The 25899-nt window shown below is 72.8% G+C and carries 19 protein-coding genes; 13 read left to right on the top strand and 6 right to left on the bottom strand.

Annotation, left to right across the window (positions count from 1 at the left end; all coding sequences use genetic code 11):
* Nucleotides 1–8 precede the first annotated feature (8 nt).
* Nucleotides 9–860: a hypothetical protein gene (locus OHQ87_RS10430; RefSeq protein WP_328347301.1), complete on the top strand. Its 852-nt coding sequence runs from the start codon at nucleotides 9–11 to the stop codon at nucleotides 858–860.
* A 45-nt stretch (nucleotides 861–905) separates the two neighbouring features.
* On the opposite strand, the gene smpB is transcribed toward OHQ87_RS10430, so the two are convergent.
* Complete coding sequence (smpB, locus tag OHQ87_RS10425; RefSeq protein WP_328347299.1) at nucleotides 906–1409, bottom strand: SsrA-binding protein SmpB; 504 nt, start codon at nucleotides 1407–1409, stop codon at nucleotides 906–908.
* A gap of 101 nt (nucleotides 1410–1510) precedes the next feature.
* Here smpB and OHQ87_RS10420 point away from each other — a divergent pair, with 101 nt between their 5' ends.
* From OHQ87_RS10420 to OHQ87_RS10400, 5 genes are all read left to right on the top strand, one after another.
* Nucleotides 1511–2050: a DinB family protein gene (locus OHQ87_RS10420; protein WP_328347297.1), complete on the top strand. Its 540-nt coding sequence runs from the start codon at nucleotides 1511–1513 to the stop codon at nucleotides 2048–2050.
* A 103-nt stretch (nucleotides 2051–2153) separates the two neighbouring features.
* Nucleotides 2154–2822, top strand: coding sequence for a class I SAM-dependent DNA methyltransferase (locus tag OHQ87_RS10415; RefSeq protein ID WP_328347295.1), 669 nt, complete (start codon nucleotides 2154–2156; stop codon nucleotides 2820–2822).
* Between the two features lie 65 nt (nucleotides 2823–2887).
* Nucleotides 2888–4789 carry a molecular chaperone HtpG gene (htpG, locus tag OHQ87_RS10410; protein WP_328347293.1) on the top strand — a complete coding sequence of 634 codons (1902 nt, stop codon included), beginning with the start codon at nucleotides 2888–2890 and terminating at the stop codon, nucleotides 4787–4789.
* A gap of 166 nt (nucleotides 4790–4955) precedes the next feature.
* Nucleotides 4956–6383, top strand: a complete 1428-nt coding sequence (gene nhaA, locus OHQ87_RS10405; protein ID WP_442930738.1) for a Na+/H+ antiporter NhaA — start codon at nucleotides 4956–4958, stop codon at nucleotides 6381–6383.
* 12 nt (nucleotides 6384–6395) lie between these two features.
* A complete protein-coding gene (locus OHQ87_RS10400) occupies nucleotides 6396–6968 on the top strand; it encodes a histidine phosphatase family protein (RefSeq protein ID WP_328347291.1) in 573 nt (190 codons plus the stop codon).
* 255 nt (nucleotides 6969–7223) lie between these two features.
* Here the strand turns inward: OHQ87_RS10400 and OHQ87_RS10395 are convergent, their stop codons facing one another.
* On the bottom strand, nucleotides 7224–9287 hold the full coding sequence (locus OHQ87_RS10395; RefSeq protein WP_328347290.1) for a M4 family metallopeptidase: 2064 nt from the start codon (nucleotides 9285–9287) through the stop codon (nucleotides 7224–7226).
* 453 nt (nucleotides 9288–9740) lie between these two features.
* Here OHQ87_RS10395 and OHQ87_RS10390 point away from each other — a divergent pair, with 453 nt between their 5' ends.
* The 6 genes from OHQ87_RS10390 (at nucleotide 9741) to fxsT (ending at nucleotide 19797) form a co-directional block, all read left to right on the top strand.
* The gene (locus tag OHQ87_RS10390; RefSeq protein WP_328347289.1) at nucleotides 9741–10643 is read left to right on the top strand and encodes a DUF4231 domain-containing protein; all 903 of its coding nucleotides are present in this window, start codon (nucleotides 9741–9743) and stop codon (nucleotides 10641–10643) included.
* Between the two features lie 240 nt (nucleotides 10644–10883).
* Nucleotides 10884–13199 carry an FxsB family cyclophane-forming radical SAM/SPASM peptide maturase gene (locus OHQ87_RS10385; RefSeq protein WP_328347287.1) on the top strand — a complete coding sequence of 772 codons (2316 nt, stop codon included), beginning with the start codon at nucleotides 10884–10886 and terminating at the stop codon, nucleotides 13197–13199.
* A complete protein-coding gene (locus OHQ87_RS10380) occupies nucleotides 13196–13984 on the top strand; it encodes an aminoglycoside N(3)-acetyltransferase (protein WP_328347284.1) in 789 nt (262 codons plus the stop codon). The genes OHQ87_RS10385 and OHQ87_RS10380 overlap by 4 nt, the downstream gene beginning before the upstream one ends.
* Nucleotides 13985–14058: 74 nt before the next feature.
* The gene (locus tag OHQ87_RS10375; protein WP_328347282.1) at nucleotides 14059–14739 is read left to right on the top strand and encodes a TIR-like protein FxsC; all 681 of its coding nucleotides are present in this window, start codon (nucleotides 14059–14061) and stop codon (nucleotides 14737–14739) included.
* Nucleotides 14726–15889, top strand: coding sequence for a TIR-like protein FxsC (locus tag OHQ87_RS10370; RefSeq protein WP_328347280.1), 1164 nt, complete (start codon nucleotides 14726–14728; stop codon nucleotides 15887–15889). The genes OHQ87_RS10375 and OHQ87_RS10370 overlap by 14 nt, the downstream gene beginning before the upstream one ends.
* Nucleotides 15886–19797, top strand: coding sequence for an FxSxx-COOH system tetratricopeptide repeat protein (fxsT, locus tag OHQ87_RS10365; protein ID WP_328347278.1), 3912 nt, complete (start codon nucleotides 15886–15888; stop codon nucleotides 19795–19797). Before OHQ87_RS10370 ends, fxsT begins: the two co-directional genes overlap by 4 nt.
* Here the strand turns inward: fxsT and OHQ87_RS10360 are convergent.
* Both OHQ87_RS10360 and OHQ87_RS10355 read right to left on the bottom strand, forming a co-directional pair.
* Nucleotides 19791–20741, bottom strand: coding sequence for an alpha/beta fold hydrolase (locus OHQ87_RS10360; protein ID WP_328347276.1), 951 nt, complete (start codon nucleotides 20739–20741; stop codon nucleotides 19791–19793). The two genes, fxsT and OHQ87_RS10360, sit on opposite strands and share 7 nt — an antisense overlap.
* 233 nt (nucleotides 20742–20974) lie before the next feature.
* Nucleotides 20975–21946: a helix-turn-helix domain-containing protein gene (locus OHQ87_RS10355; protein WP_328347274.1), complete on the bottom strand. Its 972-nt coding sequence runs from the start codon at nucleotides 21944–21946 to the stop codon at nucleotides 20975–20977.
* 132 nt (nucleotides 21947–22078) lie between these two features.
* Between OHQ87_RS10355 and OHQ87_RS10350 the strand changes: the two genes are divergently transcribed.
* On the top strand, nucleotides 22079–22849 hold the full coding sequence (locus OHQ87_RS10350) for a nucleotidyltransferase domain-containing protein (protein WP_328347272.1): 771 nt from the start codon (nucleotides 22079–22081) through the stop codon (nucleotides 22847–22849).
* A gap of 95 nt (nucleotides 22850–22944) precedes the next feature.
* Here OHQ87_RS10350 and OHQ87_RS10345 read toward each other — a convergent pair whose 3' ends face one another.
* Both OHQ87_RS10345 and OHQ87_RS10340 read right to left on the bottom strand, forming a co-directional pair.
* The gene (locus OHQ87_RS10345; RefSeq protein WP_328347270.1) at nucleotides 22945–24291 is read right to left on the bottom strand and encodes a DivIVA domain-containing protein; all 1347 of its coding nucleotides are present in this window, start codon (nucleotides 24289–24291) and stop codon (nucleotides 22945–22947) included.
* Between the two features lie 388 nt (nucleotides 24292–24679).
* Nucleotides 24680–25183 (bottom strand): hypothetical protein, encoded by a 504-nt coding sequence (locus OHQ87_RS10340; protein ID WP_328347268.1) that lies wholly within the window; start codon nucleotides 25181–25183, stop codon nucleotides 24680–24682.
* Nucleotides 25184–25899: the final 716 nt, after the last annotated feature.

Raw genomic sequence — 25899 nt, 5'->3', positions numbered from 1 at the left:
GGCGGGCAGTGACGTCCGGTGTCGCGCTGACGTTCGCCCTCGGCGCGGCGTTCGGCTACGGCGTCGGCTCGGTCCTGCAGGCCGTCGGGGCGCGGCGCGGCGCCAGCACCCTGCGCGCCCTCGGGCACCCGCTCTATCTCGCCGGTCTGGCCTGCGACACGCTGGCCTGGCTCGCCTCCCTGGTCGCCCTCCAGCAGCTGCCCGTGTACGCGGTCCAGTCGGTGACCGCCGGCTCCCTCGCCGTCACCGTGGTCATCGCCCGGATCGTGCTCGGCGCGCGCCTACGCCGCCGCGACACCGCGGCGATCCTGCTCACCGTCGCCGCCCTGACCGTCATCTCGCTGGCCGCCGGCCCCGAACCGCCGGTCACCACGTCGACGGCGCTACGGGTCGGCCTGGCCGTCGCGGCGGTGCTGACCGCCGCCGCCGGGGTCGCCGCCCTGCGGGTGGCCCGGCCGATCGTCGCCGCCACCCTGGCCGGGGTGGCCTGGGGTATCACCGCGCTGTGCGCCCGGGCGTTCACCCCACCGACGGACCCGCTGGGCCAGCCGGGTGCGGCGGTGTGGGACCTGCTGCGGGAGCCGGTCAGCTGGGGACTTGTCGTCTCCGGCGTGGCCGGGACGATCCTCTACGCGCACGCGCTGCGGCACGGGCAGGTCGGGCCGGTCACCGCCGTGCTCTGGGCGGTCGAGATCGTCGTCCCGTCGGTCGCCGGGGTGCTGCTGCTCGGCGACGGGGTACGCGCCGGCTGGCTACCCTGGGCGGTCGCGGCCACCCTGGCCACCGTCGCCGCGGCCGTGGTGCTGGCCAGCGCGCCGGGCACCGCGGACACGGCCGAGGCGGACGACGCCCCGGGCTGAGCCCGCAGCCCGCCCCGCGAGCCGTCCGACCGCAGCCGGTCGGGCTCAGCCCGGGCGGCGGCCCTCGCCGGCCGGGCGGCGACCCTTGAGCCGGCGGCCCAGTTCCCGGGCGATCTCCCGGTTGGCGTCGCGCTCGGCGAGGACCTGTCGCTTGTCGTACGAGCGGCGGCCCCGGGCCAGCCCGAGCTCCACCTTGGCCCAGCCGTTGCTGAAGTACATCGACAGGGGCACCAGGGTCACCCCGCCGTCGCGCAGCTTCTCCAGGATCCGGGCGATCTCCACCCGACGCAGCAGCAGCTTGCGGGTACGCCGGGGCTGGTGGTTGGTCCAGGTGCCGTAGCCGTACTCGGCGATGTGCAGGCCGTAGAGCATGAGCTCGCCGTCGCGTTCCTGGGCGAACGCGTCGACGAGCGACACCCGACCCTCGCGCAGCGACTTGACCTCGGTGCCGGCCAGCACGAGGCCGGCCTCGTAGGTCTTCAGGACGGTGTAGTCGTGCCGGGCCTTCTTGTTGGCGGCGATGAGCCTGCGCTCCGCGTCCCGCGACACGACGACCTCCCTGACCCTGACGGCCCGGCTGACCGGATCCACCTGCGGCGTACACCCTACCGGCCGGTGCCGGCCCGGCACCTCCGTGGCAGGATCGCCGCATGGCGGAATGGGCGGCGATCACGCCGGAGGACCGGGACTGGACCTTCGTCATCGACGACGGATGCGCCGAGTGCGGCTTCGTGCCGCAGCAGGCCGAGGCGACCGGCGACCGGCTGCGCGCCACCGTTCCGGTCTGGCGGGAGGTGCTGTCCCGGCCCGAGGCGGCCCGGCGGCCCGCGCCGACCGTCTGGTCGCCGGTCGAGTACGCCTGCCACGTGCGGGACACCTGCCGGATCTTCCGGGGTCGGCTGGCGCTGATGCTCGACGAGGACGACCCGGTCTTCCCCAACTGGGACCAGGACGCCACGGCCGTCGAGGACGACTACGTCCACCAGTCACCGACCCGGGTGGCCGGGGAACTCGCCGCGCAGGCCGAGGCGACCGCCGCCGCGTTCGACGCCGTCACGCCCCCACAGTGGGCCCGGCCGGGCCGGCGCAGCAACGGTTCGGTGTTCACCGTGCGCCGCTTCGCCGTCTACCTCCTGCACGACGTGGCGCACCACGTGCACGACGTCACCCGCCCGGCGACCATCCGCTGACCCCTGCGACGTCGAGCGGGCCGACCGGGGTCGGGTCGGGGCCGGGGCCGGTCGGGGTGGCGTAGCCCCCGGGGGAGCCGCCGGGACGGTAGGGTCCGCTGCCGTGATCGACGCCGACTTCCTCGCCGAGACCCGCGCCTCCTACGACACGATGGCCGCCGGGTACGCCACCCGGTTCCGTGCCGAACTCGCCGCCCGCCCGGTCGACCGGGCCATGCTCGCCGCGTTCGCCGAGACCGTCCTGGCCGGCGGGGGCGGCCCGGTGCTCGACGTCGGCTGCGGCCCCGGCCGGATCACCGGCCACCTGCGCGCCCTCGACCTGACCGTCACCGGGCTCGACCTGTCACCCGGGATGCTGGCGCAGGGCCGGCTCGCCCACCCGGACCTGCGCTTCGTCGAGGGCTCGATGCTGGACCTGCCGGTGGCCGACGGCGTCCTCGCCGGCCTGGTCGCCTGGTACAGCGTCATCCACGTGCCGGACGAGTGGCTGCCCCGGGTCTTCGCCGAGTTCCGCCGGGTGCTCGCCCCCGGCGGGCACGCGCTCGTCGCCTTCCAGGTCGGCGACGAGACGGTGCGTTACACCGAGGCCTGGGGCGACCCGGTCTCCCTGGCGTTCCGTCGTCGTCATCCGGACCACGTGGCGACGTTGTTGCACGCCGCCGGGCTGCCCGAGCGGGCCCGGATGTGTCGCGCCCCACAGGAGTTCGACGGTGCCACCGAGCGCACCCCGCAGGCCTGCCTGCTCGTTCGTCGGGAGGACGACCGGGCGTGACCGGGCCGCCACGGCACCTCGTATCCTGTTGCGCGGACCGGACCCACCCGTACGAGGAGGTTGGTGTGAGCAGTCGGACCGAGACGCTGGAGTTCCAGGCGGAGACACGCCAGCTGCTGCAACTGATGGTGCATTCCATCTACTCGCACAAGGACATCTTCCTGCGCGAGCTGATCTCCAACGCCTCCGACGCGTTGGACAAGCTCCGGCTGGAGTCGCTTGTCGACTCCGACCTCGACGTCGACACCTCTGACCTGCACATCGAGCTGGCGACCGACCCGGAGGCCCGGACCCTCACCGTCCGGGACAACGGCGTCGGCATGTCCCGCGAGGACGTCGTCTCGCTGATCGGCACCATCGCCCGTTCCGGCACCGCCGAGCTGCTGCGCAAGCTCAAGGAGTCCAAGGAGAACGCCGGCGGTGAGCTGATCGGCCAGTTCGGCGTCGGGTTCTACTCGACGTTCATGGTCGCCGACCGGGTCACCCTGCTCACCCGGCGGGCCGGGCAGACCGAGGGCACCCGCTGGGAGTCCACCGGCGAGGGCACGTACGTGGTGGAGACGGTCGACGACGCCCCGCAGGGCACCTCGGTCACCGTGTACCTCAAGCCCGCCGACGACGAGGACAACCTGCACGACTACGCCGACCGGAACACGATTCGGCAGATCGTCAAGCGGTACTCGGACTTCATCGCCTGGCCGATCCGTACCACAGTGCCGGGCGTCGACGGCGGCGAACCCACCGTGGAGACCCTCAACTCCCGCAAGGCGCTCTGGGCCCGCCCGCGCGACGAGGTCGCCGAGGAGGAGTACCAGGACTTCTACCGGCACGTCAGCCACGACTGGACCGACCCGCTGGAGACCATCCACATGCGCGGGGAGGGCACGTTCGAGTACGAGGCGCTGCTGTTCCTCCCCGCCCACGCGCCGTACGACCTCTACCAGGCCGACGGTCGACGCGGGGTGCAGCTCTACGTCAAGCGGGTCTTCGTGATGGACGACTGCGCCGCGTTGATGCCGAACTACCTGCGCTTCGTCAAGGGCGTGGTGGACGCCCACGACCTGTCGCTGAACATCTCCCGGGAGATCCTCCAGCAGGACCGGCAGATCCAGATCGTCCGCCGCCGGCTGGTCCGCAAGGTGCTCGCCACGGTCAAGGAGATGCGCACCGGCAACCCGGAGAAGTTCGCCACCTTCTGGGGCGAGTTCGGTCGGGTGGTCAAGGAGGGTCTGCTCGAGGACCAGGACAACACCGAGACCATCCTGGAGCTGGTCTCGGTGGCCTCCACCCACCACGACACCGAGCCCACCAGCCTGGGCGAGTACGTGGCGCGGATGAAGGAGGGCCAGGGCGAGATCTACTACGCCACCGGTGAGAGCCGCACCATGCTGGAGAACTCCCCGCACCTGGAGGCGTTCCGGGCCAAGGGCTACGAGGTGCTGCTGCTCACCGACCCGGTCGACGAGGTGTGGGTGGAGCGGGTCGGCCAGTTCGACGGCAGGCCGCTGCGCTCCATCGCCAAGGGCCAGGTCGACCTGGAGACCGAGGAGGAGCGCAAGGACACCGAGGTCGCCCGCGAGCAGCAGAACAAGGAGTACGCCGAGCTGCTCTCCTTCCTCGGCGGGGCGCTCACCGACACGGTGAAGGAGGTCCGGCTCTCCTCCCGGCTGACCACCTCGCCCGCGTGCATCGTCGGCGACGCGCACGACATCACCCCGACCCTGGAGAAGATGTACCGGGCGATGGGGCAGGAAATCCCCCCGGTGAAGCGGATCCTGGAGCTCAACCCGACCCACCCGCTGGTCACCGCCCTGCGCGTCGCCCACCAGCGGGGTGACGACACGTCCGCGCTGACCGAGACCGCCGAGCTGTTGTACGGCACGGCGCTGCTCGCCGAGGGCGGCGACCTGGCCGACCCGGCCCGGTTCGCCCGGCTGCTCGCCGACCGGCTGGCCCGTACCCTCTGATCCGCCCACGGTCCCGGCTGGGCACGCACCCGGCCGGGACCGACGGCGGCCGGGTATGGGGTGACTCGTCGGGCGGTCGGCCGCCGCGCCGGATAGGGTGGTCGGAGGTGTGCCGGGAAGTCTGGTCGGCGATGGACGACGCCATCCCTGTCGACGAGGAGTTTCCGTGACCAACGCCACCCGGCGACGCCCCAGCCTGTTCGCCCGCCGGTCCTGGGGCGAGACCAGCCGGATCTCCGCCATCCTCCGCCGGGAGACCGTGGGTGGGGCACTCCTGCTCGGCGGCGCGCTCATCGCGTTGATCTGGTCCAATTCCCCCTGGTCGGGGGCGTACCAGGCGCTGCGGGACACCACAGTCGGCCCGGCGTGGTGGCACCTGGACCTGAGCGTGGCGACCTGGGCCGCCGACGGCCTGCTGGCCGTGTTCTTCTTCGTCGCCGGGCTGGAGCTCAAACGCGAGTTCGTCGCCGGTGACCTGCGTGACCCCCGTCGTGCCGCGGTGCCGGTGGCGGCGGCCGTCGGCGGGGTGGTCGTGCCGGCCGTCCTGTACTACCTGATCGCCGCCGGGGCGGGCGACGGCGCGGGCCGGGGCTGGGCGATTCCGACCGCCACCGACATCGCCTTCGCCCTGGCGGTGCTCGCCGTGGTGGGCCGGTTCCTGCCGTCGGCGTTGCGGACCTTCCTGCTCACCCTTGCGGTGGTCGACGACCTGCTCGCCATCATGATCATCGCGGTCTTCTACACCTCGGACCTGGCCGTCGCCCCGCTGCTGGGCGCGTTGCTGCCGCTCGCCGCCTTCGCGATCCTCGTGCAGCGCCGGATCCGGTCGTGGTGGCTGTTGCTGCCGCTCGCCGCCCTCACCTGGGTGCTGGTGCACGAGTCGGGGGTGCACGCCACCGTCGCCGGGGTGCTGCTCGCCTTCACCGTGCCGGTGGTCCGCAGCGCGGCGGCCGGCGGCCCGGACGCCGGCCCCGGCCTGGCCGAGCACTTCGAGCACCGGGTCCGGCCGATCTCCGCCGGCATCGCCGTGCCGGTCTTCGCGTTCCTGTCCGCCGGCGTCACCATCGGCGGCCTCGCCGGACTGGCCACCGCGCTGACCGACCGGGTCGCGGTGGGCATCGCCGTCGGCCTGGTCGTCGGCAAGCCGATCGGCATCCTGGCCGCGACCTGGTTGGTGTCCCGGTTCACCCGGGCCGACCTCGACGAGGGCCTCAACTGGCTCGACGTGCTCGGTCTCGCGCTGCTCGGCGGGATCGGCTTCACCGTCTCGCTGCTGATCGGGGAACTCGCCTTCGGCCTGGGCAGTGCCCGCGACGACCACGCCAAGGTCGCGGTGCTCGCCGGGTCGCTGCTGTCGGCGCTGCTGGCCAGCGTCATCCTGCGCGCCCGGAGCCGGGTCTACCGGCGGGTGCACGAGGCGGAACGCGTCGACCTGGACCGCGACGGCGTGCCGGACGTCTTCCAGCCGGAACCGCAGCGGCCCACCGACGCCGGGCCCGCCGACGCCGGGCCCGCCGACGCCGGGCCCGCCGTCTCCGCGCCGGATCCGGCGCGGCCCGCCGATGCCGGAGACAGTCTGCCCGGTACGCGGTAGGGTCTCACGTCAATGGCTCGGACACAGCTCTACCTGGTCCGTCACGGCGAACAGGATCCGACCTCGGATCACGGCCCGGACGGCGGACTCTCGCCGCGCGGTCGTGAGCAGGCGGACCGGCTGGGTCACCGGCTGCGCACGGTGCCGTTCTCGACCATCCACCACAGCGCGCTGGCCCGCGCCGCACAGACCGCGGACATCGTCGCCAGTCACCTCCCTCAGGTGCCGAGACACGCCTGCGACCTGGTGGCGGACCGGACGCCGGTGCCTTCCACCGCGCGACGTGACAGCTACCCGGACCGATGGCATGCCTGGCTGGACGGGGTGCCCGCCGACGAGCGCGACGAGGACGCGGCGGCCCTGCGCGCCGCTGTCGGCCGGCTGGGCGTGACCGGGGAGGAGGACCGCGACGAACTGCTGATCACGCACAACTTCGTGATCGGCTGGTTCGTCCGGCACGTGCTCGACGCCCCGCAGTGGCGTTGGCTGGGCCTCCACCAGGCCAACTGCGGGATCACCGTCGTGCGGTGGCAGTCCGATCGGCCACCCACCCTGGTCAGCTTCAACGACACCGGGCACCTTTAGCGGTCGGGCAGCTGCCCGTGCTGACCTCGCGCTGCCCGTGCTGACGTCGCGCTGTCCGTGCTGACGTCGCACTGTCCGTGCTGACGTCGCGCTGTCAACGGGTGGGCGCTGGCGTTCACCCTGCCCGGTCCCGGGCCAGGGCGGAGCGCCGGTCCACCCGGTAAACGAGCGCCTGCCCACCCGGGAAGCGACAGTGGACACGCCGACGGCCGGCCGTCGCGGTGGCGACGACCGGCCGCTGCCGGCAGGGGTGGGTCAGCTCAGGGTGAGCGCGGTGTCGTCCACCACGAAGGACGTCTGCAGGCTGCTGTCCTCCACCCCGCTGAACGAGATGGTGACGGTGCTGCCGGCCGACGCCGAGACGTCGAAGCTGCGCTGCACGTACCCGCTCGCGGCGTTGACGTTGGAGTACGTCGCCAGGGTGGTGCTGCCGGCCTTGACGGTCAGCTTGTCGTAGGCCGTGCTGCCCGACTCGGCGGTGTCGATGTGCAGCCAGAAGGAGAGCGTGGCCCGGCAACCGGCCGGGATGCTCACCGACTGGGTGACGGTGTCGGTGTGGGTCGAGCCGTACCCGTTCAGCCACGCCTTGTACGAGCCACCGTGCGCGGCCTGGCTGGCCGAGCTGGTGATCACGCCCGAGGACGCGGTCCAGCCGGTGGCGCCGGACTCGAAGCCGGGGTTGGTCAGCTTCTGGCCCGAGCAGCCGCCCGAGGTCGGGGTCGGCGTCGGGGTCGAGGTGGCGGTCGGGGTCGGCGTCGGGGTGCCGGTGGTGCAGGTCGGGTCGGCGGACTGTGCCGGCACGCTCACCGCGTCCCAGGCGGCCTTGACCGTGTTGAACTCGGTGCAGCTGCCCGGGTAGAGGGTCTTGGCAGCCTGCAGCGTCCAGGTGCGGTACTTCAGGTACGACGAGGTCGACGTCTTCAGCAGCATCGCGTTGTACATGATCTTGATGGCCTTCTGGATGCCCAGACCGGTCACGGTGCTGCTGTTGCAGGTCGGGCTGGTCGGCTGGCCGTTGGTCGGGTTGCTGCCCATGGCCAGCAGGTAGAACCAGTGGTTGCCGGGGCCGGCCGCCGCGTGCACCTCCTGGCTGGGGATGCTGCTGGAGTAGCAGTTGGCGTCGCCCAGCGCGGACGGGTTGTACATGTTGCGGATCGGGCCGCTGCCGACCAGGTTGATCTTCTCGCCGACCAGGAAGTCCGGTGCGTCGTAGGTGGACGGCTCGTTGGCGAACCACTCGGTGGCCGCGCCGAAGGTGTCGGCGACGAACTCCTGGGTGTTGCCCCGCGAGATGCCGCCCGGGGTGGTGTCGTCGATGCCGTGGCCGATCTCGTGGGCCACCACGTCGAGCGAGCCGATCCACTGCCCGGCGGTGTTCTTGCCGATCTGCACCTGGGAACCGTCGTAGTAGGCGTTCTGGTCGTTGAGGCCGACCCGGATCGGCCACGCGCCACCGCTGCCGTTCGCGCCGTTGCGGCCCAGCCACTGCGACAGCATCTTGTGCTCGGTCTGCGCCGAGAACAGCGCGTCGACGCAGCCGGTCTCCTTGCTGGTGCCGGTGCCGTTGCCCCAGACGTCGTCCGGGCCGGAGAACGTGGTGTTGTTCGCGGCGTCCTGGCAGCTCTGGTTGGTGACGGTCGGGTCCTTGAGCGAGTAGGTGCTGCCCGACTGGGTGGTGTTCAGGGTGACCGGGCCGTTCCATGCCCCGGTGCCGGTGCCCCGGACGACGTGCTCCTGGGTGCCGAGCACCACGCCGGTGACGGCGTCCACGTCGACGGTCAACCGGCTGGGGCCGTCGGCCCCGGTGCCGGTGACGGTGGTCTCCCAGGCCAGCGCGGGCCGGGCGCCCAGGGTGTGCACGACAAGCGTGGTGCCCTCGACGCCGGCGACCTTCCGCAGTTGGGCGCGGGCGGTCCGCTCAGCCGCGGTGGCGGTGAGCTTCGGGGTGGTGGACAGCTCGCCGATGCTCTGCTGCTGGGCGACGGAGGCGTAGGTGACCTCGCCGGTGGCAGTGGTGGCCAGCACGAAGTCGCCGCCGACCACGGGCAGGCCCTTGTAGGTGCGTTCGTACGGCACGTACTGGGTGCCCTCGGAGGAGATGACCGGCCGTTGCACGAACGCGTCGCCGGCGCTGGCGTGCAGGTAGCCGGGGCGGCTGGCGACCAGCGAGTTGGCCGCGCCGACGGCGGCGGCGCGGGCCTGGGCCGGGTTCGGGGTGGGATGCGACGGCGCGGCCTGTACCGCCGCGGTGGTGCCCGCGGCGATCAGGCCGGCCGCGACCGCGCCGGAGAGCGCGACGAGGCGAGGGGAGAGCTTCAAGGGGGTGTGCTCCTGTTCTCGGGCGGCGCGGTGAGGCCCGGTGGGGTCGCGCGCCGATGTAGCGCTGAGGCATGGCCGCGACGGGCGGTCTCCGGGCTGCCGGCGGGCCCGGTGGGGGTGACCTTCCGTCGCGAGTCGCCGGGGGTTGGCGACTGCTGGAGGCACGATCACACGAGCGGGCACCCATATCAATGGGTTGACCCGGGCAACCATCCGTCAGAGATGCCGAAACCACTGTTTCCCATCGATGAACGGTAGTCGGACACCCCCCTCTGAACAGGTGATCCCCACTGGATCTTTTCCGGTCGGCCGTCCCAGTTGATTGTTTTCGCCGGAACGCGCGGCGGATGCGCATACACCCGGTCGACCAGCAGTACGACAACGTCGTCATGTCCGTCGTGCTCGGCCTGGCGGGCACGAGTCGGATGAGCGCTGATCGCCTACCATGCGGCTGTGCCGGACATCGACGGATCCCTCGCCGCCGCCCAGGTCTGGCGGGCACAGGGCGTCTGGTCGCAGGCCGCCCAACGGGCGAAGCGACGGATCACCCGGGGGCGACGGCTGGTCGCCGCGTTCACCGCCACCGCCGCCGTCGCCGGCACCGCGTCGGCCCGACTGGCCGAGCCCGCGCCCACCGTCGGCCGGGCGCTGGCGCTCGTCGCCGCCGCGTCGCTGCTGCTGGTACCGGTGGTCGGCCGCTGGGCGTCCCGGGACGCGGTGGCCACCTGGACCCGGCTCCGCGCGATCTCCGAGGCGTCGAAAGCGGAGCTGCACCGCTACCTCGCCCGCGTCACCCCATACGCCGACGACGATGCCGACGCCGTCCTGCTGCGCCGCTACGACCTGCTCCTGGCCTACGGCGGCGACCTGGTCGGGCCCACCCTCGACATCGTGCCGGCCGACCGTCCGCTGCCGGCCGTCTCCGACGTGCCGAGCTACCTCGTCGAACGGGTGCAGCGGCAGGTGGACGGCTACTACCTGCCGGCGGCGCGCAAGGCCGGCCGGGCCGCCGCCCGGATCGGTCGGGCGGCGACCGCGCTGACCGTCCTGGCCGCCCTGCTCTCCGCCGTCGCCGGGGTGCTCGGTGACGGCCTGGGCCTGACCGCCTGGGTCGGGGTGGTCGCGGTGGTCACCACGGCCCTGGTCGGTTACGGCGCGGCCCAACGCTACGAGCAGCAGCACCTCGAGTACGCCCGGACAGCCGACCAGTTGACCCGGCTGCGGCTGACCCGGGCGACCGGGCTCGGCTGGACCGACGACGACGCGTTCGTCGCCGAGGCCGAACGGATCATCGCCCAGTCCAACGCGGCCTGGATGGCCAAGATGGTCGAGGAAGATGGCGCAGCGCAGCAGTGACATGACGCCCCGTGGCAGATACCATCATCGATATCAGTGGTCGGCCGTCGGATGGACGGACGTCCGTCCACTTCCGACACAGATGGGGGCCCGACGTGGACCGCACCCAACGCCTGTCCGATCCCTTCCCGGCACCGATGAGCGACGTCCGGCGCACGCCACTGGGCCAGATCCCGGTCGACCGGGCCGACGCCGTCGCCCGGGTCGACGACCGCAGGGCAACACACCCGACCCGGGTCGATGTCGCATCCTTCGGCTCGCACGTCTGACCCGGTCGCCGCGCTCGTCGCCCCGCTGAGCCAGTACGTCCTCAAACTGACCAGCCGGTGCGACCTGTCCTGTGACCACTGCTACGTCTACGAGCACCCCGACCAGTCGTGGCGTCGTCAGCCCCGGTTGATGGCGCCCGACACGGTCGAGGCCACCGCGCGACGGATCGCCGAGCACGCCGCCACCCACCGGCTCGACACGGTGCGGGTGGTCCTGCACGGTGGGGAACCACTGCTCGCCGGCGCGGACCGGATCGCCGCCACCGCCACCGCCCTGCGTCGGGGCATCGCCCCGGTGGCCCGGCTCGACCTGCGCATGCAGTCCAACGGTGTGCTGCTCACCCCCGAGATCGCCGACGTCCTCGTGGCCCACGACGTCAAGGTGGGCATCTCCCTGGACGGCGACCGGACGGCGAACGACAGGCACCGCCGGTACGCCAACGGCGCGAGCAGCCACGACCAGGTGCGGCGCGCATTGGCCCTGCTGCGCCGGCCCGCGTACCGCAGCGTCTATGCGGGGCTGTTGTGCACCGTCGACCTGGCCAACGACCCGATCCGGGTCTACCAGGCGCTGCTCGCCGAGGAGCCGCCCCGGATCGACTTCCTGCTGCCGCACGCCAACTGGGACCGCCCGCCCGCCCGTCCCGACGGGATCGCCACGCCGTACGCGGACTGGCTGTTGACGATCCACCGACGCTGGCTGGCCGACGGCCGGCCGGTGCCGATCCGGTTGCTGGAGTCCCTGCTCGCCACCGCCGTCGGCGGCAGCACCGGCACCGAGGCGGTCGGGCTCGCCCCGGCCGACCTGGTCGTGGTCGAGACCGACGGCACCTTCGAACAGGTCGACTCGCTCAAGTCCGCCTTCCACGGTGCCGCCGCCACCGGCCTGGACGTCTTCCACCACCCGGTCGACGAGGCCGCGGCCCACCCCGGCATCGCCGTCCGCCAGTCCGGTCTGGCCGGCCTCTGCGCGACCTGCCGGTCCTGCCCACTGGTCCGCCGGTGCGGCGGCGGGCTCTTCGCCCACCGCTACCGCACGGGCACCGGCTTCGACAACCCGTCGGCCTACTGTGCCGACCTGGCCGCGTTGATCCGGGCCACGGCGGTGCCCGCCGACCCGGCGGCGGACCGGTCGGCCGACTCGCTGCACCCCGCCGTCCTGGACGATCTCGGCTCCGGCCGGGGCAGCGCGGAGTCGGTGGGGCAGCTCGCCGCGGTCCACCACGGCATCGTCCGGGCCCTGACGGTCGCCCTCAGCCCCACCGCCGGCACCGACCCGGTCGCGGCGGCCGGCTGGCGTCTCCTGGTCGACCTGGACGTCAGCGCGCCCGACGCCGTCCAGACCGTGCTGAGTCACCCCTTCGTCCGGTCGTGGGCGCAGCGCTGTCGGGCCGGAGCCACCGGCGAGCTGCCCCACCTCGCCGCCGTGGCCGCCGCCGCCGCGGTCCGGGCCGGCGTCGACGCCGACCTCCTGCTGCCGGTACGGGCCGGCGCGGTGCACCTGCCGACGCTCGGCGCGATAGTGGTCGACACCGGCACCGACACCGTGCCCGTGGTCGTCTCCGGCGGCACGGTCGAGCTGCGGGCCGGCCGGCGACGGGTGCGGGTCCGGCCGGTCGTCGGGTCCAACCCGGACCGGTGGCAGCCGACCCGGGCGGCCCACACCGACGGCGGCACCGTCCTGCTGGAGGACACCGACCCGTACCGGGACTGTTTCGACCTGCCGGTGGCGTCCCGGCTCAGCCCGGTGGTCGCCGACCGCTGGACCCGGCAGGTGCAGCGGGCGGTCGACCGCCTCGACGACGAGGCCGCCGGCTACGCCGCCGGTGTCCGTGCCCTGCTGCGCGCCGTGGTGCCGCTGCGGCCCGACCCGTCCGGTCGGTCCCGCAGCGCCGCCGCCCGGTCCGCGTTCGGCGCGGTGGCCGTCACCCCGGTCGCCGACGACGCCGCGCTGGCGGTGCTGCTCGTCCACGAGGTCCAGCACCTCAAGCTGGACGCGGTGCTCGACGTCTGCGAGCTGTTCGATCCCGCCGACGCCCGGCGGCTGCGGGTGCCCTGGCGCGACGACCCCCGCCCGGTGGAGGGCGCGCTGCACGGCGTCTACGCCCACCTGGCGGTCGCCGACGTGTGGCGGCAGCGGCCCGGCGTCGAGGCGGCGACACACTTCCGGCGCTACCGGGAGTGGACCGACGGGGCGGTGGACGCGCTGCTCGACCTCGGCAGTCTGACAGTCGACGGTGAACGCTTCGTCCGGCGGCTGCGCGCCACCCTGGACGACTGGCGGTGACCTGCCGGTCCGCCCTCGCCGCCGACCTGCGGGCGCTCGGGGTGCCGGTGGGCGCGACCGTGCTGGTGCACTGCGCGCTGTCCCGGGTCCGGCCCGGCCCGGGTGGACCGGCCACCCTGCTCGCCGCGCTGCGCGACGTCCTCGGCGACGGCGGCACCGTGGTCGTGCCGACACAGACGGCCGGCAACTCCGTCACCTCGCCGGCGTTCCGGGCCGCCACCGCGGGGCTGACCCCCGGTCAGGCCGCCCTTGTCGAGGCGGCCATCGCGCCGTTCGACCCGGTGCACAGCCCGGCACAGGGGATGGGGGTGTTCGCCGAGCACGTCCGGCGGCGGGCCGGCGCCCTTCGTAGCGTCCACCCGCAGACCTCGTTCGCCGCCCTCGGCCCGGCCGCCGCCGCGCTGACCGCCCGGCACGACCTGGACTGCCACCTCGGTGACCGGTCCCCGCTGGGCGCGCTGTACGCCGGTGACGCCCTGGTGCTGCTGCTGGGCGTCGACTGGTCGGTGTGCACCGCGTTCCACCTCGCCGAGTACCGGTGCCGCCGGCCCGCGCCCCACCGGTCGTACCGCTGCTACGTCCGCGACCCGGACGGCCGCCGCGTGCACCGGGACTTCCTGGCCCCGCACCTGGACGACGCCGACTTCCCGCTGATCGGCGCGGCCGTGGTGGCCGGCGGGGCGGTCCGGTCCGGGCCGGTCGGCTCCGCCGAAGGCCACCGCGTCCGGCTGCGCTCCGCCGTCGACCTCGCCCGCGGGTGGATGGATGAGCACCGACCGGCGTGAACGGGACAGCGCGAGGTTGGCCCCTGTCGATACTGTGGTCGGCCGGGAGTGGCTGCGCCGGGCGGGAGCGTTAGGTGGCGGAGGAACGGTTCTGGGAGGACGAGAGCGCCCCCGTGTTCTTCCTCAGCTACGCCCGCACCCGCAACCGGGTGGCGGCGCCCCCACGGGACACCAACCAGAAGGTCTTCCAGCTCTTCGTCGACCTCTCCGACCACGTCGTCGAACTGCTCGGCCTGGGCCCGGGACGGACGGCCGGCTTCATGGACCGGATGCTCGACGGAGGGCAGTTGTGGACCGACGACCTCGCCTTCGCCGCCGGCCACAGCCAGGTGTTCATTCCGCTCGTCTCACCGCACTACCTGGGCAGCGAGTGGTGTGCCCGGGAGTGGGACGCCTTCACCCGGCGGCAGGCCCACCCCCGCCCGGACGCCGAGCCGTCGGCGGGGGAGACCCCGGTGATCCCGGTCAACTGGTCGGTGGTGGAGCGCCGACGCATGCCCGAGGTCGTGTCGCGGCGGCAGATGTTCGCCCCCACCCGGTTACCCTCGGACATCGCTCCGCAATACCACGAGGAGGGCATCTACGGTCTGCTCAGCCTCGGTCGCAACGGCAAGGACGCCTACGACGCGGTGGTCTGGCGGCTGGCCCAGCGGATCGCCCGGGCATACCGCACACACTGGGTCGAGCCGGTGGTCCCGACCGACCTGCGGCAGCTGCGCGACCGGTTCGAGGAGGACGGGCATGACCTGGTCTGACAGCTCCTCGCCCGGGGTCACCGGCCAGGAGACCTACTTCTTCCTCAGCTACGCGCACTCCGTCCCGCTGTCGGACGCCGCCCGGCCGGACACCGACTACTGGGTCGGCCAGTTCTTCCAGGACCTCGCCGAAGCGGTCCGGGATCATCCCCGGCGGGCCGCCGAGATCGAGGTGGGATTCTTCGACGGCCAGGTCAACCCCGGGGCGGACCTGCGCCGTACGCTCACCGACGCGCTGAGCCTCGCGCACGTGTTCGTGCCCCTCTACTCGCCGAACTACTTCCGCAACGCCTGGGCGCTCGGTGAACGGGACTCCTTCCGTGGCCGGCTGACCCGGCTGTCGGCGGGGCGGGCGCAGCGGCACGTGCTGCCGGTGCTCTGGATGCCGTTGCCGTCCTGGGAGGACCGTCCCGAGACCGTCCAGGCGTTGGAGCTGGTGCGTGACCCCGACGACCGCGCCGACTACGCCGACAACGGGCTGCGGGCACTGTGCAAACTGAGCGCCTACCGTGTGCAGTACCGCAGCCTCCTCGGGGCGTTGGCCGACCGGATCGTCACGGTGGCCGAACACGAACCGCTCGCCCGGTCCCGGGCGACGCCGCTGACCAGCAACCCGGTCCCGGACGGGCCGGGTACCGCGCTGGTGGTCACCACCCTCACCGCCGACCGGGTGCGCTGGCGACCCTACGGCGACCAGCACCAGCTGGCGGTCGCCGACTACGTGGCCGCGACCGCCGAGCGGCTGGGGCTGCCCACCCGGGTGGTCGAGTTGGCCGAGGCCCGGGACCGGGCCCCCAGCAGCCCGGCGGTGGTGCTGGTGGACGTCCGGGTCGGGGTGGACGCCGCCCGCGTCGCGCTCGACGGACTGCCGCCGTGGGTGGTGCCGCTCGTCATCGCCGCCGACCATGCGCGTGGCGAGCCGACACCCGAGGAGATCGCCGGTAGCTTGCAGGACGCCCGGTTTCCCCGGGTACTGCCGGTGCGCACCATCGACGAGTTCGAGCGCTGCGCGCCGCTGCTGGTGACCGAGGCGCGCAAGCAGTTCCTCCGGCACGGTCCGGTCGATCCGCCGGAGGGCCCGCACGAGCCGAAGCCGAGCCTGGGGCCGGCCGGATCGTCCGACGTACGGCGAGGGAAGGCAGAACGATGACTCCACCCCGCGACGGCCAGGTCGTCACCTTCTACTCGTACAAGGGTGGCACCGGTCGCACCATGGCGCTGGCGAACACCGCCTGGATCCTCGCCGCCAACGGCCACCGGGTGCTCGTCGCCGACTGGGACCTGGAATCCCCGGGGCTGCACCGGTTCTTCGCCCCGTTCCTCGACCCGGAGCAGGTCGCCTCCACCGGCGGCGTGATGGACCTGATCCTGGAGTACGAGTGGGAGAACGCCCGCCGTCGGCAGGCCGGCGGTGACACCCGCCCCGGTGACTGGCACCGCCAGTACGCCCGGGTCCACAAGTACGCCTTCTCGGTGAGCTGGGAGTTTCCCGGCGGCGGGACCCTGGACCTGCTGCTCGCCGGCCGGCACAACCCCGACTACGCGACGAGCGTCACCGGGCTCAACTGGGACAACTTCTACAACCGGCTCGGTGGGGCGCAGTTCTTCGACGCGCTGCGCGCGGACATGAAGCGGCACTACGACTACACCCTGATCGACAGCCGCACCGGCATCAGCGACGTCGCCGAGATCTGCACCATCCACCTGCCGGACGTCGTCGTCGACTGCTTCACCCTCAGCGACCAGGGCATCGACGGCGCTGCCACGGTCGCCGACCGGGTCCGTGGCTACGAGGGGCGGCGGGCCCGTCGGGTGCTGCCGGTGCCGATGCGCGTCGACGAGGGGGAGAAGACCAAGACCGACGCCGGCCGGGCGTTGGCGATGCAACGGTTCGTCGGGCTGCCCAGCGGCATGACCGAGCTGGAACGGCAGGACTACTGGCTCTCCGTCGAGGTGCCCTACCGGGCGTACTACGCGTACGAGGAGACCCTGGCGACCTTCGGGGACGTGCCGGGCAGCCGGGGGCTGCTGTCGGCGTACGAGGCGCTGACCCGGCACGTCACCGGCGGCACGGTCGCCGGGCTGCCCCGGATGGACGACGGACTGCGGCGGCAGACCGTCCAACGGTTCGAACGCCGGCCGCTGATCGTGGACGAGCTGATCGTGCTGCGCTCCGTGCCGGAGGACCAGGCCTGGGCGGAATGGGTGCAGTCCGCGTTGCACGCGGTCGACCTGAGGGTGCTGGCGGCCCCGCTGGGTGCCCCGGCGACGGTGCCGGCCGGCGCGGCCTCGCGCGAGCTGCACCTGGTATCCCGCTCCTACCTCGCCGCCCGCCGGGCCATGGGCGGCGCAGTCGGGCGGCAGGCCGGTTCCCCAGCGCTCGCGTTGCACCTGGACGACACCACCCCGTCGGTGGACACCCCACCCGGTAGTTGGGCCACCGTGCACGAGCGGGGCGCCTCGGCCGCCGCCGAGCAGGTGTGGGAGCTGGTCGGGAGGTCCCCCGACGGGCGTGACCGGCCGGTGCCGGCCACCCGCTACCCGGGCGTCGAGCCGACGGTCTTCTACGCCCCGGCGCGCAACGTCCGGTTCACCGGTCGGGACCGGCTGCTGCTGGCGCTGCGCGAGGAGCTGAAGGCGGCGGCGCGGGAACGGGTCCCGGTGGCGTTGCGGGGTGGGCCGGGCATCGGCAAGACCCAGCTGGCCACCGAGTACGCCTACCGTTTCCACGGGGCGTACGACGTGGTCTGGTGGGTGGACGCGGACCCGGTGCAGTTCGTCGACGTCCGCTTCGCCGACCTGGGCCGGCGGCTCGGCCTGCCGGACCTGCAGAACGTGCCGGACAACACCCGCGCGGTGCGGGACTGGCTCAGTCACGGCGGCGGTCGGGGTGCCGACGAGCCGCCACTGCGCTGGCTGATCGTCTTCGACAACGTCGACCAGTACGAACACGTCCGGGACTACCTCCCCCAGGGCGAGGGCCACGTGTTGGTGACCACCCGCAACCCGGACTGGGGCGACCTGGCCCGGGCGGTCGACGTGGAGGCCTTCCACCGCGGTGAGAGCGTCACCCACCTGATCGGTCGGACCGGCCGTCGGGGGATGACCGTCGCCGAGGCGCAGCAGGTCGCCGAGGCGGTGGAGGACGTGCCGATCCTGGTGGCGTTGGCCGGCGCCTGGCTGGCCGAGAGCCCCGACTCGGTCGCCACCTACCTGGCCGGTCTGGCGCGCACCGGCCCGGAGAGCGACGTGTGGGGACGCTCGCTGGAGGGTCTGCGGGAGCAGTCCCCCGGGGCCTACCGCCTGCTCCAGCTCGGCTCGGTCCTCGCCCCCGACATCGCCCTCGACCTGCTCTACGGCGACCAGGTGGCGAAGGTCATCGCCCCGCACGACCAGCTGGTCGCCGGGCAGGTCGCCGACCGGGTCTCGGAGCGGGACATCGCGGCGGCGCTGGTCCAGCGGATCAACCGGCTCGCGTTGATCAAGGTGGACCTGCACGCCCAGCGGGTGCAGATCCACCGGCTGCTCCAGGCGGCGCTGCGGTCCCGGATGTCCGAGCAGGAGCTGCGGGAGGCCAAGCACGACGTCCACCGGATCCTGGCCGGCTCACGACCCTCCGGTGACGTGGACGACCCCGCCTTCCAGCCCCGCTACCGGCACCTGTGGCCGCACCTGGACGGCTCCGAGGCGGTGTCCTGCCACGACGACACGGTACGGCAGCTGGTCATCGACCGGGTCCGCTACATCTTCCTCAACGGCGGCTTCGAGCAGGGCGCGCAGTACGCCCGGGAGGCGGACAAGACCTGGACGACGATGCTCGAGGGGTTCTCCTCGGACACCTCCGCCCACCGGTCGCTCCGGGTCCAGCTGCTCAACCTGCGCTTCAACCGGGCCAACCTGCTGCGCAGCCTCGGCCTGTTCGACCAGGCTCTGGCGCTCGACGAGGACACCCTGCGGGAGCAGGAGGCGCTGATCGGCGTGAGCCACCCGTACACGCTGATGACCGCCGGGGGGTTCGCGGCGGACCTGCGGGCCCTCGGCCGCTACCGGCCGGCGTTGGAGCGCGACCTGCGCACGCACGGGGCGTGCGTGGAGGTTTTCGGGGAGGACCACCGGCGCACCCTCAACGCGGCCAACAACCTGGCCACCTCCTACCGGCTGTCCGGCGACTTCGTCCGGGCGCTCGACACCGACGAGTCCACCTACCGCCGGCTGCGGGTCGTCCTCGGCCCCGATCATCCGCGCACCCTGCTCTCGGCCAGCAACTACGCGCGCGACCTCCGGGAGACCGGCGACTACCCGGGTTCGGTGGCGGTGTTGGAGGACGTGATCGAGGGATACCGCCGGGTCTTCGGCGAACAGTTCCGGGAACTGCTGACCAACCAGGCCAACCTGGCGGCGTCGCTGCGCAGCACCGGTCGGATCGCCGAGGCGGGCCGGCTGCTCGACGACGCCTACGCCCGGCTGCGGGCCACCATCGGGCCGACCAACCCGGACACCCTGCTCTGCTGGTTGAGCCGGACGGCCAACCTGATGCTCCAGGGCGAGGGGGCGCGGGCCCGCACGGAACTGGACGACGTGCAGCAGACGCTCACCCAGGTGTTCGGGGTGCAGCATCCGTACACGTTGGTGTGCGGGGTCAACCGGGCGGTGGCGCTGGCGGACGTCGGCGAGCAGGACGAGGCGTACGCGCTCAGCCAGGCCACGGCGGACGGGCTGCGGCAGGTGCTGGGGGCCGAGCACCCGTTCAGCATGGGCGCGGACAACAACGCCGCCGTGTTCGTCCTCCTCGGCGGCCAGCCCGAGGAGGGGTACGCCCGGTTGCAGGCGGTGGCGGCCCGGTTGACGGCGGTGCTGGGCGCCGACCACCCGGACACGCTGCGCACCCTCGGCAACGTGGAGACGGCCCGGCAGGCGGCGAGCGGGGGAGCGGTCAGCATCGGCCGGGTGCGGCTGGCCGACCGGCTCGCCGACCGGATCGGGCAGGAGCATCCGAGCGTGGTGGTGCTGCGCGCGGGACGGTACGTGCGTCGGGTTCTCGACCCGCACCCCTACTGACCGGGCCGGGCGCCGATGAGCACGTCGGCGCCCGCCGGGGTCTGCCCGTCGGCGAGCCAGCGCAGGATGCGTGGGAGCTGCTGCATGGCGTCGAAGTGGGCGGCGTCGGGCTGCACCTCGATCTCGGCGCCGGGGATCCGGGCGGCGAGCCAGCGGCCGTGACTGGCCGGGGCGAAGGTGTCGTCCGCGCCGTGCCACAGCCGCACCGGGGTGGTCGTGGTGTCGATCGCGTCGAGATCGAACTTCCAGTCACGACGCAGCGCCAGCACATCGTCGATCCAGCCGTACGGCCCGGCCCGCAGCGCCTCCTGGTAGGTGTCGAAGATGATCCCCCGAAGCGCCGCGTCGTTGATGGCCCGGCGGTCCGGTGGGCCCATCTGCGTCATCAGGTCCCGCAGCAGGAAGCGGGGGTCCTCGGCGGCCCGCGCGGCCCGTTGCCGGATCTCCTCGACCACGATCTCGGTGTCCGGTCGGCCGTCGCCGAAACCGCGCTGGTTGTCGCGGTTCATACCGTCGAACCAGTCCAGGCCGATGGCCTCCGACGGCGCGAAACTCACAAGCACCGCCGCCCGGCTCACCCGGGGGCGCAGGCGTTCGTCGGCGGCGCAGGCCAGCGCGTGCGGCCCACCTCCGGAGCGTCCGGCGACCGCGAACCGGTCCAGCTCGAGCTGGTCGGCGATGGCCTCCACGTCCCGCGCGGCGTCGGCCACGTCCCGACCCTCGAACCGGTCGGAGTCGCCGTAGCCGGGGCGGTCGTAGGCGATCAACCGGATGCCCAACCGGTAGAGCACGATTCCCCGGGGCTTCGGGCCCCGGCGGCTACCGGGTGTGCCGTGCATCAGGAAGACGGGGAACCCGTCGGGAGCACCGGTCTCCTCGTACGCCACCCGCTTGTTGTCCGCGCGGTGGGCGTATCGCGGCCCAGGCTCACCTTCTCGGGTCACTCCAGCCTGCCTTCCGATGCCACTACCAGCCAATACTCGCAACCCGCATTGATCGAGGGCGATTGCTTAATCGGCCCCGCTCAGCCTTACGAGCCTAACGGTCGGGCCTGCCACACCGCTATGCCGCGCCCGGACAACCGGCCGGATCTGTCGGAAACGACACCTGTGGGCCCGTCCGGCTGGAACTTCCGGCCGGCTCGACGAGGGCACCCGGCCCGGATCTGCGAGGGCGCTCAGCAGGCCAACGGCCGGATGTCCGTCGGAGCGTCGACAAGTGCGGCACGCGGGTCGGCATAGCGCCAGTCCACCCGGTACTGGGCGCGCAGCCGGGGCCGGGGCACCACCCACTCGTACCCGACCCGACCCTGCTGTTCCCGGCGGTCCGGGTGCACCTCGACGGTGGTCTCCGAGGTGAACGAGGTCTCCCTGCCCCAGACGGTGGGCCCGCTGTCGGCCGGAAAGTCGAGCCGGATCACCAGGTTCCGGGTGGGCAGCCGGATGTCGCGTTGCAGCCAGTCGCCGAACTTCCACGCCGGCACCCGGTAGGAGTAGTCCACGACGGTGCGCTGCCCGGGGTAGAGCGGCACCGGGGTGCCCCCGCCGTCCAGCAACAGCACGATCTTCAGGAAGGCGTCCCGGCTGCGACCGACCCGCCACCTCATCGGTTCCGGCTGCTCGGCCCCGATGGTGGCCCGGAAGTCGACCTCGTCGATGGAGAGCGGATGGCGGCTGTGGAAGGCGGCGGACCGGGCCGGATCGTCGGGGAACCGGTCGATGTCGATCTGCACGGTGTGCCGGGTGATCGGCTCGGTGCCCACGCTGTGCAAGACCCGCCGGAACCGGCACTCGTACACCCCGTCGACCAGGGACAGGGCGGCCTGTTCGTCCTCGATCACCAGGTGCGAGCCGATGGGTGGCGGGACCGCGGTCGGACCGAGCGGTGAACGGCGTCCGCCGGGCCCCCGGCTGTCGGCGAAGACGACGTACTGCTGCCAGATCCGGTTGCCGCTGTCCAGCACCAGCTCGACCCGGCGAGCGAACTCCTCGGTGGGCTGGTGCCGCCCGTTCTCGATGTGGCTGACGTACGACGGGTCGAAGCCGGTGCGTTCGGCCAGCTCCTTCTTGGACATTCCCCGCTGGTGTCGCCAGTGGGTCAGTTCCCGCACGAATTCCGCTGCCGCATCGTCCTGTGTGGAGCTGCCCATGCCCCCGTCCTCGGTGTCGGGCCTCAAGTCTGTCCCACCGACGGCTTCCGCGCCAGGGGGGCCGCCGACCGGACCCGCCGGGCGTCGCCCCGCTCTCGAGCCCGCCCCGCCGGCAGCGGCAGGATGACAGCCATGGACGCCGCCGTACGCCGCTACCTCGCCGACCTGGTCACCACCGCCCGGGACGTGCTCGGGCCGGAGCTGGTCGGCGCCTACGCCACCGGCTCGGTGGCGCTGGACGCCTACCAACCGGGCCGCAGCGACGTGGACGTGGCCCTGGTCTGCCGGGACACGCCGGCCCGGCGGACCCGGGAGGACCTGGTGGCCCGGCTGCGGCACGAGACCCTGCCCTGCCCGGCGCGCGGACTGGAACTGGTCACCTACTCGCGGACGGTGGCCGGCTCGGGCACCCCCGAACCGGGTTTCGAGGTGGAGCTCAACACCGGGCCACGGATGCCGTTCCGGGCCACCTTCGCCCCGGCCGAGCGGCCCGCCGCCGACGGCCACTTCTGGTACGGCCTGGACCGCAGCATCCTGCACCAGCGGGGACGACAGCTGTACGGGCCGCCAGCCGGCGAGGTCTTCGCCGACCTGTCCCCGGGCGACCTACGGAACCTGCTGGTGACCGCGCTGCGCTGGTGGCTGGACCGGCCCGTCCCGCCCGGGGACGGCCCCGCCCCCGCAGCGGTGGACGCGGTGCTGGGCGCCTGTCGCGCGCTGGTCCGGATCCGCGACGGCGACTGGTTGTCGAAGGTCGCCGCCGGCCGCCGGACGATCGCCCTCGGCCGGGACCCGGAACTGGTGGCGCGCTGTGTCGACGCCCGCAGTGGCGGGCCGCCGCCGGCCGCCGCTGCGGCCCGCGCCTTCCAGCAGCGGGTGCTGGACGAGATCGCCGCCGACTGACAGCGACGGTCCCGCACCGGTGCCCGTGGGATGGCCGGTCGGACCCGCGACCCGACGGCCCCCGGCGATACTGCCCGAGGGCCGTCCGACGCGCGTCAGGCGTTGGTCGGCACCTTGCCGCCGGGCGGTTCGGTGGCCGCGTCGACCCGCGGTTCGGCGGCCGGCCGGGCCGCCAACGTCGGATACTCTGCGGTCTCCCCGCCACCGGCGGCCGCCGCCATCACGGCGGCGGCGGCCAGGTCGGCGACCCGCTTCGCCTCCCGCTGCACCCGGGCCCGGACGTCCTTGGCGTGCCGCTCCACACTCTCGGCGGCCTGCCGGGCCTCGTCCAGGCGCCGGGTCTCGGCGGTCAGGTCGCGACGGACCTCCTCCAGCCGCTGCCGGGCACGCACCAACTCCCGCTCGGTACCGTCACCCTCCTGCTGGATCTCGGCCAGCTGGGCGCGGGCGGTCTCCAACTCGCCCTGCACCTCGGCGAGGGCCTTCTGCCGCTCGGCGATCTCCCGCTGCACCGTGCTCAGCTGCTCCTGGTGGCCGCTGGTCTGCTCGTCGGCCCGCTGGCGCACCTCCGTGGCGTACTGCTGCGCCTCGGCGATCAGCGCGGCGATCTGCTGCTCGGCGGCGCTGTGCTGGTTGGTCAGCTCCCGCTCCGCGGCGGCCCGCTGCTCGGCCAGCTCCTGCTCGGCCGCGGCCCGCCGCTCGCCGACCTCCCGCTCCACGGTGGCCTGCCACTGGGCCAGCTCCTGCTGGCTCTGCGTCCGGGCCGCCTGGATCTCCTGCTGGATCTGGGTACGCGCGGCCTTGGTCAACGCCTCGGCGGCGGCCCGGGTCTGGGTGATCTGCTTCGCGGTCTGCTCGCTGATCCGCTTCGCCTCCTGCTGGGCCCGCTCGTGGGTGGCCTCTCCCTCGGCCCGGAGCTTCTCGGCGCGCTCCCGGATCTCGGCCAGCTCGGCGTCGACCACCGACCGGCGCTCCTCGTACGCCTTCTCCTGCTCGTCGCGGCGGGCGGACAACTCCTCGTCGAGGTCCCGCAGTGCCTGGGCGGTCCGGTCCCGGGCGTCGAGCAGCGTCTTCTCCGCCTCGCCCTGGAGCTGGTTCGCCCGCTGGGTGGCCGAGTCGGTGATCACCGCAGCCTGCTTCTCGGCCAGCGCGAGGATCTGGTCCACCATCGGGCCGAGGTCACGGAAGGACGCCCGGTCCACCTGTGCCGGACGTTGGCGCAGTTCGGTCAGCTCCGCCTGCAACCGCTGGATGTGCGTGGTCAGGCCCTGGATCTGCCCCGCAGCCTGGGCCCGGTCGGCGGTCAGCGTCGACAGCGCGCCGTCCATCTGCTCGACGTACCGGTCCACCTGCCGTTTGTCGTAGCCACGCAGCGCGAGCTCGAACCTCGGCCGTGACGTCCCGTCGTCGCGCGACGCGTACGACTCCTCCCCGGTGGACATAACCAGCCTCCGTACTCCTCGGCGGTCCCAGGTCCGCGTGGGCGCCCCCGGGTCACGATGGGGCGAAACACTACCGGCGACCGGTGTTCCGGGTGACCGGGCCCCGGGTGGGGTCCACCCACCGATCCGACCCGCCGGCGGTCGTCCCGCCCGGTCCGGATCGGCGTACCCGTCAGTCTGCTGGATGACCCCGTCCCTGCGGGGTCGACCGTTCCGAAGTCGCAGACATGTTCACCTCCTCAGGCCTCGGTGCCGAGCGGGACGGCCGGACCGGCGCCGGGGCGGGCGATCCGCCCCGGCGAAGACCAGACACAGCGGTCCACTGTGGGTTGCCGGATCGCCTTGACCAAGGCGTGTACCTGGACAACCCAGAGCAGCCAGTGCAGCATCAGCAGCAGGTACGCATGGTCGAACCGGCTGTTGTGCCGGCCCACCCGGTGCCCGATGACGCCCTGGAAGGTGCCCCACAACCAGCGGAGGTTCTGTCGGTACCAGTCCCGGCCGGTGGTCGGGTCCTGGAGCTGTGCGACGGCACGGGGGCGTATACGACCTTCCCGAGCCGGCGGCGGTGCGTCTCCAACACCCAGTAGGTGTCGTCGACGATGTACGGCGGCCGCTGGGGCAGCAACACGTCCAACAGTTCGGTGCGGTAGACCGAGTTCGAACCGGAGATGCAGTTCATCACGTTGAAGTGGCCGTGGATCCGGCGTACGAGGGCCTGGTGGTTCCAGTAGCTGTAGGCCCGCTTGGCCAGCCACGGGTTCCACCGGTGCTCTGCCGGCCACCAGGTGACGTTGTGCCCGACAACGATGGCGACCTCGTCGGCGAGTTGGGCCAGCGCGGCGGTGACGAAGTCCGCCTCCACCAGGACGTCGTCGTCGAGGATCGCCACCGCCCGGTCGAGGCGTCCGACACCACGTACACGGGAGCGCCGGTGGCTCGGGCCGCCTGGCACGCAGTTGAGAGGGGGTGAGGGCCGCTGCACTGCGGTGTGGCCGTAACGCTACGTATAACTTAAGTGATCTCCAACCGCGATCGCGGGTTCTGGCCGTTCGGCCCATCCGGGTGTCCCCCCAGTAGTCTTTCCGCAGCTCGTTCCCGGTCTCCGGTGGCCTCTCGCGGGCGGATCCGGCGCGTTTCTCCGGCTGTCGTGGCCGGTGTGACAGTGGGCGCGTGGTCCGGATTTGACGGCCGGCTGAACGGCCGCGTAACTTTCTCTCTGCCAGCGCGGAACGGACGAAGCAGGGCGAAAGCCCCAAGGCCGAGCGCGGCACTCGATCCCGGGTGGTGCCCTCCGGATCGGCCCCTAGGGGTCGATGAGGGGAGGCGAAACCGACCGAGTAGAGTGAAGGCCCGGCAGGGAAACGGACGAAGTGGCGGTTCACCGCCTGCGGCCGGCCTGACGGAAATCACGAGGGATTCCGGTGTGAGCCGGGATGTTCGTGGTGTGTGGAAAATGTGGTGGAAGTGGTGTGGATCGCTACAGAGCGGTTTGACACGGCGGATATCACCGGGTAACGTAGTAAAAGTGCCTGGCGCGGGAGCGCTGGGTGTGTTGGACGAGATGCCCCAGGTCGGGGGTTCTGCGGTGCAGGGCTTTCGGGTGGT

The organism is Micromonospora sp. NBC_00421, from assembly GCF_036017915.1.
In the GTDB taxonomy this organism is placed as follows: Bacteria; Actinomycetota; Actinomycetes; order Mycobacteriales; family Micromonosporaceae; genus Micromonospora.
Note: the sequence above shows the minus strand (reverse complement) of the source record. Positions and strands in the feature narration are given on the sequence as shown.